General features: G+C 46.3%; 12 protein-coding genes. 6 read left to right on the forward strand and 6 right to left on the reverse strand.

Translation table 11 applies throughout. The annotated features are described in order from the left end of the window. Positions 1-893: 893 nt before the first annotated feature. The gene (hemG, locus tag BGI33_RS11350) at positions 894-1424 is read right to left on the reverse strand and encodes a menaquinone-dependent protoporphyrinogen IX dehydrogenase (protein WP_100091299.1); all 531 of its coding nucleotides are present in this window, start codon (positions 1422-1424) and stop codon (positions 894-896) included. A gap of 158 nt (positions 1425-1582) precedes the next feature. Between hemG and BGI33_RS11355 the strand changes: the two genes are divergently transcribed. Continuing rightward, the gene (locus BGI33_RS11355; protein WP_100091374.1) at positions 1583-3298 is read left to right on the forward strand and encodes a proline--tRNA ligase; all 1716 of its coding nucleotides are present in this window, start codon (positions 1583-1585) and stop codon (positions 3296-3298) included. Between the two features lie 110 nt (positions 3299-3408). Here the strand turns inward: BGI33_RS11355 and BGI33_RS11360 are convergent, their stop codons facing one another. From BGI33_RS11360 to nadE, 3 genes are all read right to left on the reverse strand, one after another. After that, the gene (locus tag BGI33_RS11360; protein ID WP_100091300.1) at positions 3409-4473 is read right to left on the reverse strand and encodes a DNA polymerase beta superfamily protein; all 1065 of its coding nucleotides are present in this window, start codon (positions 4471-4473) and stop codon (positions 3409-3411) included. Next, the gene (locus BGI33_RS11365) at positions 4460-5230 is read right to left on the reverse strand and encodes a nucleotidyltransferase domain-containing protein (protein ID WP_100091301.1); all 771 of its coding nucleotides are present in this window, start codon (positions 5228-5230) and stop codon (positions 4460-4462) included. Before BGI33_RS11365 ends, BGI33_RS11360 begins: the two co-directional genes overlap by 14 nt. 242 nt (positions 5231-5472) lie before the next feature. Further along, positions 5473-6264 carry an NAD(+) synthase gene (nadE, locus tag BGI33_RS11370; protein WP_100091302.1) on the reverse strand — a complete coding sequence of 264 codons (792 nt, stop codon included), beginning with the start codon at positions 6262-6264 and terminating at the stop codon, positions 5473-5475. Positions 6265-6459: 195 nt separating this feature from the next. Between nadE and BGI33_RS11375 the strand changes: the two genes are divergently transcribed. The 4 genes from BGI33_RS11375 to BGI33_RS11390 all read left to right on the forward strand — a co-directional run bounded on the left by BGI33_RS11375 (position 6460) and on the right by BGI33_RS11390 (position 10551). Next, positions 6460-6819 (forward strand): gamma-butyrobetaine hydroxylase-like domain-containing protein, encoded by a 360-nt coding sequence (locus BGI33_RS11375; protein WP_100091303.1) that lies wholly within the window; start codon positions 6460-6462, stop codon positions 6817-6819. A gap of 70 nt (positions 6820-6889) precedes the next feature. Beyond that, positions 6890-7627 (forward strand): bifunctional demethylmenaquinone methyltransferase/2-methoxy-6-polyprenyl-1,4-benzoquinol methylase UbiE, encoded by a 738-nt coding sequence (gene ubiE / locus BGI33_RS11380; RefSeq protein WP_100091304.1) that lies wholly within the window; start codon positions 6890-6892, stop codon positions 7625-7627. 75 nt (positions 7628-7702) lie between these two features. After that, positions 7703-9145: an aminoacyl-histidine dipeptidase gene (locus tag BGI33_RS11385; RefSeq protein WP_100091305.1), complete on the forward strand. Its 1443-nt coding sequence runs from the start codon at positions 7703-7705 to the stop codon at positions 9143-9145. A gap of 212 nt (positions 9146-9357) precedes the next feature. Then, positions 9358-10551 (forward strand): LD-carboxypeptidase, encoded by a 1194-nt coding sequence (locus tag BGI33_RS11390; protein WP_100091306.1) that lies wholly within the window; start codon positions 9358-9360, stop codon positions 10549-10551. 40 nt (positions 10552-10591) lie between these two features. On the opposite strand, the gene BGI33_RS11395 is transcribed toward BGI33_RS11390, so the two are convergent. Both BGI33_RS11395 and hmpA read right to left on the reverse strand, forming a co-directional pair. Continuing rightward, positions 10592-11041: an Rrf2 family transcriptional regulator gene (locus tag BGI33_RS11395; protein WP_100091307.1), complete on the reverse strand. Its 450-nt coding sequence runs from the start codon at positions 11039-11041 to the stop codon at positions 10592-10594. Between the two features lie 85 nt (positions 11042-11126). Next, a complete protein-coding gene (gene hmpA, locus BGI33_RS11400; protein WP_100091308.1) occupies positions 11127-12344 on the reverse strand; it encodes an NO-inducible flavohemoprotein in 1218 nt (405 codons plus the stop codon). Between the two features lie 284 nt (positions 12345-12628). Between hmpA and lgt the strand changes: the two genes are divergently transcribed. Continuing rightward, positions 12629-13480 (forward strand): prolipoprotein diacylglyceryl transferase, encoded by an 852-nt coding sequence (gene lgt, locus BGI33_RS11405; RefSeq protein ID WP_100091309.1) that lies wholly within the window; start codon positions 12629-12631, stop codon positions 13478-13480. Positions 13481-13535 lie beyond the last annotated feature (55 nt).

Below are 13535 nucleotides of genomic sequence, written 5' to 3' on the forward strand. Positions count from 1 at the left end.
TTTAAATCTAAAATAAACTAATGTTATGGTTCAAGTAGTTATTTTGGTTTAATTTTAAGTATGCTTTTAGGATGTGATTTTAAATAATATTTTCCTTTCATTTAGGCATAATAAGGTGTAGTTGAGTAAGAGGATTGATAATCCTTTCTTAATCAATGGGAACCAATTCGGTTAGTTTTGCTAATTCGAATCAGTTGGATACACGAATATTTACTGGATTTAAGCTGCAATTCTCCATTAACTTGGTAAAATAAGTTTTTTGATAATTGTTTAAATTAGGGCTTTAAATGTTTAAGTTTAATTAGAGTTACTCTGTTTAATAATCAATACTAAAACGGGATAAGTTTTTGTAATTAATATTAATTTAATCAGTGTGTTTTAATTAACTGATTATCTGTGTATAAAATTCTCTGCATCTGCATCCGTTTGTTGGATGCATGCTTGATTTATTAATAAATACGCTATGAATTTTTAAAATATACAATTATGTAAGTATATAATTATTTTATACTATGGTTTGAATTTTATCAATCTATTTTTGTAAATGGATAATTGCCAGCCTCTTTAATTTATTGTTTTTAAATTTTTATTATAAATTTAAGAAGATTAATTTTGTATTTCTTCTTTAAAGTAACAATTTATGCTATCTATTTAATTGTTATTTCTTTTGTATTTTGCAAGCTGATTATGAATTTGAAAATATAACAGGTTCCGCTAATTTCAAGTTTTTTATTCGATGAATACGGTAAGAGCTGTTCAAGCGGTATTTATGGTAATTTTTTTCGGTGCTTATTTAAAAATATCTGTATCTGTTTATTGAAAAGTCGATAAGTTGGTTATTTTTTATCGTTTTTAAATATTATATTCATACGATAAAGTAAGTATGTGGTGGCTTATTTGTTTAATTTTTGCACTTGTTCACCAAATTCGCGCACTTTTTGCCAGTCGGTGTATTCAATATGTGCGTTGAGACGGGTTTCGCCTTTGTTCAGTTTCATTACCAAACGCATCATGTAGCGGTCGAGCAGGTTGTATTTTGCGTAATGCAGTTCTCCGGCAAAGATGCCGATAGCTTGCGGCTGCCACGGGCTTTTGGTAAAGAATTTGCGGGTGTAGGTATGGGTTTGCGGGGTGCTGCGGTGCGGTTTGTTGGCCAGAATGCTGACGCTGAAAAAGGCACTTGGGGTGCTGTTGAGGATGTGCTGATGGCGTTCAATCCATGGTGCCAGTGCGGCAGCGTAGTGGCCGTAGCGGATAGACGCACCGATAATGATTTTATCGTATTCACCCGGCTGAATAACTGGTGTATCTGCCAGATCAACCATGTTAACTGTGTTACCGGCAGCAGTCCATTGTGCTTCCAGTGTCTGGGCAATTTTATGGGTGTAGCCAAAACGGCTGCTGTATATAAGCAGAAAATTCATGGCAGGGTGGGTGTGGTTAAATAAGGTGAATCATACCATGCTTGCCGAGTTTGGCTACGAGTAATTGTTTTGTGCAAAATTTGTTTATTTTGGTGTGGGATATTGGCTTTTTTACTGGCCGGAGGCTGGTACAATGGCGGCTGTTTTTGGAGATATATATGAAAGCCAGTCAGTTTTATATTTCGACATTAAAAGAAGCTCCGGCTGAAGCGGAGTTGGCCAGTCACAAGCTTATGTTGCGTACGGGAATGATTCGCCGTTTGGCCAGCGGATTGTATACGTGGATGCCGATGGGTTTGCGGGTGCTGCGCAAGGTAGAGCAGATTGTTCGGGAAGAAATGAACCGGGCAGGTTCGATTGAGTTGCTGATGCCGGTGGTGCAGCCAGCAGAATTATGGCAGGAAAGTGGCCGCTGGTCGTTTTATGGCAAGGAATTGTTGCGCATTACCGACCGTCATGAGCGTGAATTCTGCATGGGGCCAACCTGTGAAGAGGTGATTACTGATATTGTGCGCAGTGAGATTCGCAGTTACAAGCAGTTGCCACTGAATTTTTATCATATTCAGACTAAATTCCGTGATGAGGTGCGGCCACGCTTTGGTGTGATGCGTGCGCGTGAATTTGTGATGAAAGATGCGTATTCTTTCCATACGACATTTGAATCGCTGCAACAGTCTTATCAGGATATGTTTGATGCCTATTGCCGTGTGTTTGACCGGCTGGGGCTGGACTATCGTCCGGTGGCGGCGGATACCGGCAGTATCGGTGGCACCGGGTCGCATGAATTTCAGGTTTTGGCTGAAAGCGGTGAAGATGTTATTGCTTACAGTGATGCTTCTGATTATGCAGCTAATGTTGAGCTTGCTGCTACTTTGCCGCTGGCTGGTGAACGCCAGAATGCCGGGCAGGATTTAAGCAAGGTTCATACGCCGAATGTACGCAGTATTGATGAGTTGGTGGCTTTTTTACAGGTGCCGGTAGAACAAACGCTGAAATCGCTGGTGGTTGAGGGCGAGGAAGAGGGTACGGTGGTACTGTTGCTGGTACGGGGTGACCATCATCTGAATGAAATCAAGGCTGAGAAGCTGGCAGGGGTGAAAGCACCGTTAACCATGGCTTCGGAGGCTGCGATTGAAGCTGCTTTTAATGGTGCGCATGGTGGTTCACTTGGCCCTGTGGGCTTCAATGGCAAGGTGTATGCTGATTTTGCTACGGCTAAAGGTGCAGACTGGGTGATTGGTGCCAATGAGGATGATCATCACTATACTGGCTTTAATTTTGGCCGTGATGCTGCTGAGCCGGAGTTTGTTGATTTACGCGAGGTGGTTGTCGGTGACCCAAGTCCATGTGGTACGGGTAGTCTGAAACTGGCGCGCGGGATTGAGGTGGGCCATGTATTCCAGTTGCGCACGAAGTATTCTGAGGCGATGCAGGCTACGGTACTTGATCAGAATGGCAAGAACGTGGTGCTGGAAATGGGCTGTTACGGGATTGGCATTACTCGTGTGATTGCTGCGGCAATTGAGCAGAATAATGATGAGCGCGGTATTATCTGGACAGAAGCGATGGCGCCGTTTACGGTGGTGATTGTGCCGATGAATTATAAGAAATCTGCTGATGTGAAAGCGGCGGCAGATGATTTATATGCGCAATTGCAGCAGGCAGGTGTGGATGTGCTGCTGGATGACCGTGATGAGCGCTCTGGTGTGCTGCTGCATGATTCGGAGCTGATTGGTATTCCGCACCGTATTGTTATTGGTGATCGTGGCCTGAAAGCGGGTAAGGTGGAATATCAGGCACGTAAGGATACTGCGGCTACCGAGCTGCCTATTAATGCGGTGGTGGCGCATATTTGTGCGTTGCTTAAACACTAATAGGTAAGTTACTGTGAAGAAAACCAGACATTTAAAGTCTGGTTTTTTTGTGGGTGGTTTATTTAATATTTTTAATCTGGTTGATTACCGGTAAATGGCTTGCTGCCTGTTTAGTGATTGGCATACAGGGTTTGGCGGATGTTGATTAAGGTGTGCATCACTTCTGCTGTAGCAGGCTCCTCTGGCAGGCTACTGGTTTTGCTGGCTGCCGTAATCTGGCTAACCAGTGAATCGACTTTGTGCAGGATTGCTGTATATGAGAATTTGCCATGTTTGATATCCAGTAATTCTTGTCGATTTGGGCGTTTGTTGGTGACGGTGCCATGCGAAATGATTTCTAATGCCACTTGGAGCAGACGGATGGTATGCATCATATTTTTGGTATCATAATCCTGCCCGCTTTGGCTGTTGGTGAGATAGCGCTGTTCATTTCGCTTTTCCACCCATTGCCAGTAGCTTTTGTATTCGTGGCAGTAGGTGGAATATCCGCTACGATTGAAACTCAGATAGGCAATAAACGGGTCGGAGGCGCCGATTGAAGATAAGCAAATATCATTGGCATTTTCTTGCTGAATGATGCCACGATATCCTTTGTTGCCGCTTTCGTCATAGTACAGAGCATATAAGTCGGTGGCATGAGGAATGTTGACCAATCCACACTGGTGTTGTTGCCATTGGCGCTGTTGCAGCCAGTTGCTGAGTGGGTAGGTGTGCTGTTGGTCAATGATATGGCAGAAATCGAAAACGGTTTTGCGTTTGCTGTCTACTGGATTATTGATTTTTTTGTTTAGTCCTTTGGCTTTTTTTATTTGTGAGCAGGCATAATTAATAAAGGTCTGCTGAATTTGCTTGGATAAAAACTGCTTTAGTGAAAATTGCTGCATCAGCGGATGCTGATAAAGAATACATTCAGGAGCTGAGGCCAGTACTTCGATGATATTCGGGTTGTTTTTCAGCAATAGTTCTGTAAACCGGCCTAATTCGTAGTAAACAATATCGTTGCTGGCGTTGCTTATCTGTGGAATATAGTGCAGACCGTAAAATTTGTCTTTGGGTAAGTAGAATACGCCTTTGATATCTGTGTCTGAAGTTTCGGTGGCCAGACCGAATGCACGGCTGCCACTGATTACTTCCAGTAAAATCAGGTTTTGTGCTTTTAAATCATTGATGTTCATGGCTGGTACAGTTTTTTAATGTGTTGATGAAAAAAGTATCCAGTTGTGTGGCGGTGAAATTTAGTTCTGGTAATTGGGGTATTTGTGATTTGATGTAGTTGGTAGTGGTTGTAATGTAATCATGTAGATTACTACTGATTTCGATTATATGGGACTCGACAACTGTATTTTTAAAATCGATGAGCTCTAGAATCTGTTTATGTAAATCTGCTGGTAGTAATTGTAGTAGAGGAGTGATTGTCATTGGTGCAATTTGTTTGTGTTGGATGCACCAACAGGCACAGAGTAATGGTCTGAGGATATAAAATAGCTGTTTGATTTTAATTTGCCGGCCATTGAGGTTTTGCAGGGCGCTGGAAGCTATGCCCAGATAATGATGGACGTTGCCTCTGGGATTAAAGTAATGGGCACATAGACGCCATAGTTGCTGGGCGAGGTCTGTTTGTTGCTGATATATGATTGGCGATTGTAACCATTCAAATGGTGTGGCGTTGGATTTGTGGATGAGTTGCAAGGTTTTTTTTAAATCCCAGCCGTGAATGTCAAGCTCGCTGGTAATAGGAAAGGTGAGCTGATTTTTTATGGGTTCGATGGCTAGATATTTTTCGATTGGATGCAGGTAAATAAAGCGCACATCATAGTCACTGTTGGGCGAGGCAAATCCCCAGGCACGGCTGCCGGATTCGCATGCATGAATAATCTGGATATTATATTGTTGTTCTATTTGTTGTAATTGTTGCTGGATAATATTTTGCATAATGCTGTGGGATTTAAAGTTATTTTATTATGCTAGTATGACTGGATTAATATATTTTTACAATTTTTGTTCCGGGTATGATTTCTCGGTGAGGATTTGAGTCTGTGTGAAGTTATGGTTATTTAATCCTGACTTGATGGTTATGGCTGCGTAATGGATATGTTTTTTGCCAGACTTTTGATTTGGCCATTAAGGTTTCAGTAAGGAATAAAAAAACCAGATTTTGCAATCTGGTTTTGGTGTTAGTTAAGTAATTCAGGCGGAATTTTGCATACTGGAATCGGGTTGATTTTATGCTGCATGGCGCGGTGGTAGCGGTCGTAGATGGCAAATACTTCGCGTTCGCGGCCGGTGAAGTCGTCGATTTTATGTGTGTCGTAGATGCTCATTGCCCATTCCAGCTCAGGGTAGGTGGCGCCAATCTGTTCTTCATCGGTTTTGTCTGCATCCCACAGGCCGTCGGTAGGCGGGGCGTCGATGATTTTCTGGTCGATATTCAGTTCTTTGGCCAAGGCATATACCTGACTTTTGAGCAGGTCGGCAATCGGGCTGAGGTCTACGCCACCGTCGCCGTATTTGGTGAAAAAGCCTACACCGAAATCTTCTACTTTATTGCCGGTACCCACGACGAGCAGGCCGCGTTGCTGGGCATAGTAATACAGTGCAAGCATGCGCAGGCGGCTGCGGGCATTGGCCAGTGCCAGCTGGGTTTGTTCTTCTTTGTTATCACCGATATCTACGGCCATGGCGAATGAATCGAAGGTGCGGGTGAGGTCTACCCAGTGTTCTTCGATGTTGGTAAAGCGGCTTTTCAGCTGGCGGATATGTTCTTGTGCACGTGCTATCTGGTTAACTTTCTGGTGAATGGGTAGTTCCAGTACCAATGTGGGCAGGCCGGTTTGGGCGGCAAGGGTGGAGACGACGGCGGAATCGATACCGCCAGAAACGCCAACGACAAAGCCTTTGCAATTGGCCTGGGTGGCGTAATCGCGTAGCCAGTTAACGATGTGTTTGATGATGGCTGTTGTTTGCATGGTGTGCATCCTTTGGCTGATTGTGCAACTCAGTTAATATACTTCTTTACAGGCAGGCTTGCAAAGTATCTGCAAGGTGGTTGCTGATGGGGGTGATTTGCTGGCTGCTGCATGTAATCTGTGTGGGCAGTAAGCGGGATATTGGGTTAGAATAGGTATAGTTTATTAATGTCTTGTGATGGGAATGTAGTTTGTATGCAGGATAGGGTGCCAGCTGAAATCCGTTTGAGCCAGAGCCGACAGGTATTGCGGCTGGTGTATGCATCACAGGTATATGAGCTTGCAGCTGAGTATTTGCGGGTGTTTTCGCCCAGTGCTGAGGTGCGCGGTCATGGTGTGGGGCAGGAAGTCTTGCAGACAGGCAAGCGTTATGTGACGATTGCCGGTTTGTCGCAGGTGGGCAATTATGCTTTGCGTATTGCTTTTTCGGATGGGCATGATACTGGCCTGTACGACTGGGATTATCTGTATGATCTGGCCGTACGGCAGGCTGAACACTGGGTCGGTTATGAACAACAGTTATTTCTGGCTGGCGCCAGCCGTGAACCGGATTAATGCTGTAGCGATACTGGTACTGGTTGCTGGATATATTTATTTGGGCAATATTTAATTCTGAAAGTGTGGTATGAGCGATCACAAAACTCATTTTGGTTATCAAACTGTTGATGAAGATGAAAAAGCGGGTCGTGTTGCCGGGGTGTTTCATTCGGTGGCCAAGAACTATGATGTGATGAACGATGTGATGTCTGGCGGTTTGCATCGGGTCTGGAAGCACTTTACGATTACTACAGCGCCGTTACGCAAGGGCGACAGAGTGCTGGATATTGCTGGTGGTTCGGGTGATTTGTCGCGCGGCTGGGCTAAACGGGTAGGGCGTTCCGGTGAGGTATGGTTAACGGATATTAATTCTTCTATGCTTACTGTGGGGCGTGACCGTTTGCTGAACGAGGGGCTGGCGCTGCCTGTGGCGTTGTGTGATGCGGAGAAACTGCCGTTTCCAGATAATTATTTTAATCTGGTATCAGTGTCGTTTGGTTTGCGCAATATGACGCATAAGGAAGTGGCGCTGGCAGAAATGTATCGGGTATTGCAACCGGGCGGTACGTTGCTGGTGCTGGAATTTTCCCATGTATTTAAGCCGCTCAAGCCGATTTATGATTTGTATTCTTTTAAGATGTTGCCGCTGATGGGCAAGCTGATTGCTAAAGATGCAGATAGTTATCAGTATCTGGCGGAATCAATTCGCATGCATCCGGATCAGGAAACGTTAAGACAGATGATGCTGGATGTGGGTTTTGACAGTGTAAGTTATCACAATTTAACTGCTGGGGTAGTGGCTTTGCATAAAGGGGTTAAGTTTTAGTTTGCTGGTTGACACTGTGTTCAGGCTGCCATATGGTGGCCTGATTTGTTTTTATCTGTGACTGGATTAAAGAATATGAGTGAAATTGAACAATTACAGCCGCAGCCGGTGTGGCAGTGGTTTGCGCGCCTGTGTGCTGTGCCACGTCCGACTTTTCATGAACAGGCTGTACGGGAAATGCTGGTGCAGGCGGCGCAGCAGCGTGGTCTGGCAACGGATATTGATGCGAAAGGTAATCTGCGCATTTGCAAGCCGGCTACACCGGGTATGGAAAATTGTGTACCGGTGGCGATGCAGGCGCATATGGATATGGTGGCGCAGAAAGGTGCTGATTCGCTGCATGATTTTCGGCATGATCCAATTCAGACCAGAATTGAGGACGGCTGGGTTTGGGCTAACGATACAACGCTGGGTGCTGATAATGGTATCGGCCTGGCCATGGGGCTGGCGGTGCTGTTTGCTGATGATGTGGCTCATCCTGAATTAACGCTGATTATTACGGTGGAAGAAGAAATCGGTATGGGCGGTGCTGAGGCATTGAGCGCAGACTGGTTACAGATGCCATATCTGATTAATCTGGATACGGAAGAAGCGGGTGAAATTTTTATTGGCTGCGCCGGTGGTCGTGATGCCAGCCTGACTTTGCCGCTGGACTGGCAGCCTAATCAGGCGCCAGTGTGTACGATTCGGGTATCCGGTTTGCGTGGTGGCCATTCCGGGGTAGATATTGATAAGAATCATGCTAATGCTAATGTGTTGCTGACGCGGGTGCTGGCCAGCCTGTATGTGCAGAAACCGTTTGCGCTGGGTTCATGGCAGGGTGGCGAGTTGCGTAATGTGATTACGCGTGAGGCTCAGGCTGTGATCGTGATGGATGAAGCAGCAGCTCGTGCGGCGGTAGAACCGATTGCTGCTGTTATTGCGGCAGAATGGGCAGAAGAAAAGCAATTGTGCATTGAGGTGTTACCGGCGGAAAGTTTGCCACAGGTTGCTACACTGGCATGTACACAGAAAGCGTTGGACTTACTGGTGGCTGTACCCAATGGGGTGATGCGCATGAGTGCAGAGTTTACCGGTATTGTGGAAACTTCATCCAATATGGGCGAGGTGAAAACCAGTGCAGAGGGCTTGCAGATACATTGTCTGATGCGCTCGCTTCTGGAAACGCCGAAAGATGAATTTAGTCTGCGTCTGGCGGCTCTGGCTCGTTTGGCTGGTGCACACTTGGATTTAACGGCGGATTTTCCGGGTTGGGCTCCGAATGCAGATTCGCCATTGCTGAAGCTTACCAGTGATATATTTGCCAGACATTATGGCAAACAGCCACCGTTACAGATTATTCATGCTGGTCTGGAATGCGGTATTCTCAGTGGTAAGGCGCCACATCTGGATATGGTGTCTTTCGGGCCGACTATTCGTGCAGCCCATTCGCCTAAAGAGCGGGTAGAGATTGCTGCTGTGGCTGAGTGCTGGGCTATTTTACTGGATTTGCTGAAATCGATACCACCGCGCCAGTGATAGGTTGGTTTGATTCAGAAAGGCATGGTGATTCCATGCCTTTTTGTTATTTTTGCTGCTACTCATGACAAACTGGGCTATAGTAAGGTATGGTTGGGGTGTGTGTCGGCTTTAATGTTCTGGTTCTGGCTGTTAATCGGTATGAACTGTCTTTTGCTACAATGGCTGGTGTTTTCACTCAGCTAATCCACTGGATCAGGAAGTGAGTTTTTATGGATGCCCAACAACAGAGCCGTCGTGGGTTTTTGCGTGCCAGTGCTGCTTTTGCAGGTGCTGGCTTATTGCAGGCATGTGGTAATACCCAGAAGCTTTCCGTGCCCACAACGTCTTCACCTAAAGTACCTGTACAATCGAATAATAATTTGAATACTATGCGTATTTTTGCCTGTTCTGGTTTTGGAGAGAGTGCCAGCCGCAGTGAGCTGGCGGCGCAGCGTCTGGCTGTGGCCGGTTTTGCAGTCAGTAATCAGCAGGCGTCTGTGCGTCGCTATCAGCGTTTTGCCGGCAGTGATGCTGAGCGGGCTGCTGATTTGCAGGATGTGGCCGCTGGTCGTGTACCTGTGCCAAAGGTGCTGATGGGGCTGCGCGGTGGCTATGGTGCGATGCGTATTTTGCCGCTGGTTAACTGGTCTGCTCTGGGGGAGCGGATGCGTGAACAGGGTACGTTATTGTTTGGTTACAGTGATGTGACTGCGGTGCAACTGGCTTTGCTGGCGCAGGGGCAGATGTGCAGTTTTGCGGGACCAATGTTGTACAGTGAATTTGGCAAGCCGCAGATGAGTGAGTTTACTACCCGTTCTTTTATTGATAACAGTTGTAATCCGGCTATGTCGGTTAGGGTTGCTGCCATGCAGAACCATCAGGTTCAGGCCGAGGGGATTTTATGGGGTGGTAATCTGAGTGTGCTGTCTGCTCTGGTGGGCTCACCTTATATGCCGCAGGTAGATGGCGGTATTCTGTTTATTGAGGATGTTGGTGAGCAGCCATACCGGATTGAACGTATGCTTCAGACTTTGTATCTGAGCGGCATTCTCGGACGCCAGCAGGCGATTGTGCTGGGTAATTTCCGTATGGGGTCGATTCGGGATGTGTATGACAGTAGTTATACATTCAATTCCGTGGTACAGACGATAGCTCGGTTGACGAAGGTGCCGGTATTAACCGGATTTCCTTTTGGTCATGTGGCTGATAAGGTAACTTTCCCGCTTGGTGCCCGCGCCAGTTTGCATTCGACCAGTGATGGCGGTTATCAAATTGATTTCAGGGACTACCCGGTTTTAAATGCTTCTGTGCTGGCTTTGAATACTTTGATTCCGCAACCGCCGGCAGTTGAAGGTTTGCTTAATGGAATAGTGGGTGCGCCAGCTAATGAGACTCCGTCATCAGAAACGGAAGATGCGATGTAGTCTGTTCAGGCTGTCTGTGTTTGCACATACCTTGTCTGGGTTATTTTTGTTGATCCAGCCATTTGATGACAGCCTGATTGGTGGCCGGTGTCTGTAGCTGTCTGAGGGTATAGCAGTTTAGTGCATGATAAAAAGCCTGCTGTGCTTCGCTGAATATTTGTGGCAGGTAACAGAATTCTGTCATTGAACAGGGTGGCTGCTGACAGTTGATTAAGGCGGATGTTTCGGACGAAGCCTGTTCCAGTGCCTGAACGATGTCCCCCAGTTTGAGACGGTGGCTAAGGGCAGACAGCCTGATACCGCCGTTTCTGCCTTTAAATGAATCAATCCAGCCGGTCTGTGCCATAAAATAAACAATTTTTACCAGATGATTTCTGGATACGTTGAGCTGTTTGGCGAGGCTTTCTACTGTGGAAAGCTTGGATTCGGGCAGGTATTGCAGTGATATTAGTACGCGCAAACCTAAATCGGTGAAGCGGTTTAATTGCATGGCAGACTGTCGGGTTGTTGATGGAACAATTTTGCCTGTTTTCAGCTGCCATGAAAAGTTTGACGTTTAAATTGCAGTTGATTTCTCAGGCTGTGAGCTGGCTGAATCCGCCTGTACCAAACAGTTCCATATAGATTTGATTCTGCGGTATATGGAGGTTACGCAAGGTATGATACTGGCTATGCATAAATTGTTTGGGACCGCAAATATAATAATCGGCATCTGCTGGCAGCAAGGCGCGATTTAGCTCGGATAGCTCCAATCGGCCGATTTTGTCTGCGGCTAATTCTGTACCCGGATTTTCGCAGGCCAGATAACTGTGCAGATTAGGCATGGTTTGCTGTAATTCGATGATGTGCTGATGCATGGCCAGTACACTGCTGTTGCGGCAGGCGTGGATGAAACTAATCTGCTGGTGCGGATTGTTTTCTGCTGCGAGAGTATTGAGGATGGCTATCATGGGGGTAATGCCCACACCTGCGCTAATCAGTACTGTATTTTTATCCGGATTGTGTAATAAGAAGGTGCCAGTTGGATTGGTAACTTCTATTTCATCGCCAATCTGGTAGTGTTCATGCAGAGTTGTGGAAACATAACCTGCTTTGTGCTGCTGATTTGCAGTTTCTTTTTTGACGCTTATGCGGAAATATTCGGGATGATTGCTGTCGGAAAGGGAGTACTGGCGCGGTTGTCTGATACCCAGTTGCGGCACCATGACGCGTACGGATATGTACTGGCCGGGCTGATATTCCGGCAATGGGCTGTTGTCGACTGGTTGCAGATAAAATGAGGTAATTTCGCTGCTTTCTTCTTGTTTATCGACAATTTTGAATTTTTTCCAGCCATTCCAGCCGCCTTTGGTGTTGTTTTGTTGCTGGTAAAGGTTTGCTTCGGCCTGTATGAGAATATCGGCCAGTTGTTGGTAGGCTGCGCTCCACGCTTCTATCAGTTCGCTGTCCATGGGTACGTTTAATACTTCGCTGATGGAGTGCAGTAGATTGGTGCCGACTATTGGATACTGGTCTGGCTGGATATCCAGACTGACATGGCGGTGCGCTATCTGGCTGATGGCGTTGTCAAGATTCTGTAATGCGGTGATGTTTTGTGCGTAGGCAAGTATGGCGCTGGCCAGAGCCTGTGGCTGGGCGTCGTTGCGCTGGTTGCCGAGGTTAAATATTTCTTTCAGGTCTGGGTTGTTGCTGAGCATCCTGTTGTAGAAGTAACGGGTTAATTCAACGCCATGTTGCTGTAGTGTGGGAATGGTTGCCTGAACCAGTTCGATTTGTCTGGTAGTTAATTGCATGGTTGTTCTCCCGAAAAAATTAATATGTATATAAAATACATATTTTATCTTAGGCTGCCTGTTATTGGCTGTCAATGTGTATAGGGCTGTTTGCGAGGATTATTTTTACTCTGGTATGCCTGTGGGGAAGCAGGGAGTGCTGAAAGGGGCGCATGGTTTGGCTAATATGGGTTAAACTGTGTGCTGTTTTGGCTGTAGTATTTATGGCCGTACTGGCTGTTATCTGACGCATGTGGTTGTGGCAGATAAGGTGATGAGCAAGATATCTGAGGAATGACAAGTTTATGATGATTCATCCGAATTTTGACCCGGTGCTGGTGCATCTGGGACCGCTGGCGATTCGCTGGTATGCGTTGAGTTATATTGTTGGGTTTTGTTTGTTTATCTGGCTGGGACGCAAACGGATTAAGGGCGGGCAATCGGTTTTTACCAATGAGATGCTGGATGATTTTATTACCTGGGGTGTGCTGGGGGTAATTCTTGGCGGGCGTCTTGGCTATGTGCTGTTTTATCAGTCGGCTTTTTATTTGAACCATCCGCTGGAGATTCTGAAAGTTTGGCAGGGTGGGATGTCGTTTCATGGTGGTTTTGTTGGTGTACTGGTAGCTATGTGGCTGTTTGCGCGCAAACACCGGGTTAAGTTCTGGGCTGTGGCTGATTTTGTTGCACCGTTGGTACCGCTCGGGCTGGCATGTGGCCGTATAGGTAATTTTATTAATGGTGAGCTATGGGGACGGGTGACCAGCGTAGATGCTTTCTGGGCAATGGGTTTTCCGCATGCACGTGAAAATGATGTGATGCTGGTGATGCAGGATCCGCAGAAATGGCTGCCGATATGGGAGAAGTTTCAGATGCTGCCGCGCCATCCTTCGCAACTGTATGAATTTATGCTCGAAGGGATTATGCTGTTTGTGATTTTATGGTTGTTTACCAAAAAACCACGCCCGCTGGGACAAGCATCGATGCTGTTTTTACTGGGTTATGGGGTATTCCGTTTTATTGTTGAGTTTGCACGCGAACCGGATGATTTTCTTGGTTTGCTGGCGATGCATATGTCGATGGGGCAATGGCTCAGTCTGCCGATGATTGTGATTGGTGTGATTGGCTTTGTTTATGCTGGCAGGAAAACGAAGTAAGCCGGACTGGTGATATGGTTAAAGCCGCAATAAAGGTGTGTTTATTGCGGCTTTA

Source organism: Snodgrassella alvi (assembly GCF_002777425.1).
GTDB classification, from domain to species: Bacteria; Pseudomonadota; Gammaproteobacteria; order Burkholderiales; family Neisseriaceae; genus Snodgrassella; species Snodgrassella alvi_B.

What these genes read in the sequence shown, in the direction of transcription:
- BGI33_RS11385 (WP_100091305.1), top strand. Translation starts at nt 7,703, where the DNA reads ATGAGTGAAATTGAACAATTACAGCCGCAGCCGGTGTGGCAGTGGTTT.
- hmpA (WP_100091308.1), bottom strand. Translation starts at nt 12,344, where the DNA reads ATGCAATTAACTACCAGACAAATCGAACTGGTTCAGGCAACCATTCCC.
- hemG (WP_100091299.1), bottom strand. Translation starts at nt 1,424, where the DNA reads ATGAATTTTCTGCTTATATACAGCAGCCGTTTTGGCTACACCCATAAA.
- BGI33_RS11395 (WP_100091307.1), bottom strand. Translation starts at nt 11,041, where the DNA reads ATGCAATTAAACCGCTTCACCGATTTAGGTTTGCGCGTACTAATATCA.
- ubiE (WP_100091304.1), top strand. Translation starts at nt 6,890, where the DNA reads ATGAGCGATCACAAAACTCATTTTGGTTATCAAACTGTTGATGAAGAT.
- lgt (WP_100091309.1), top strand. Translation starts at nt 12,629, where the DNA reads ATGATGATTCATCCGAATTTTGACCCGGTGCTGGTGCATCTGGGACCG.
- BGI33_RS11360 (WP_100091300.1), bottom strand. Translation starts at nt 4,473, where the DNA reads ATGAACATCAATGATTTAAAAGCACAAAACCTGATTTTACTGGAAGTA.
- BGI33_RS11390 (WP_100091306.1), top strand. Translation starts at nt 9,358, where the DNA reads ATGGATGCCCAACAACAGAGCCGTCGTGGGTTTTTGCGTGCCAGTGCT.
- nadE (WP_100091302.1), bottom strand. Translation starts at nt 6,264, where the DNA reads ATGCAAACAACAGCCATCATCAAACACATCGTTAACTGGCTACGCGAT.
- BGI33_RS11365 (WP_100091301.1), bottom strand. Translation starts at nt 5,230, where the DNA reads ATGCAAAATATTATCCAGCAACAATTACAACAAATAGAACAACAATAT.
- BGI33_RS11355 (WP_100091374.1), top strand. Translation starts at nt 1,583, where the DNA reads ATGAAAGCCAGTCAGTTTTATATTTCGACATTAAAAGAAGCTCCGGCT.
- BGI33_RS11375 (WP_100091303.1), top strand. Translation starts at nt 6,460, where the DNA reads ATGCAGGATAGGGTGCCAGCTGAAATCCGTTTGAGCCAGAGCCGACAG.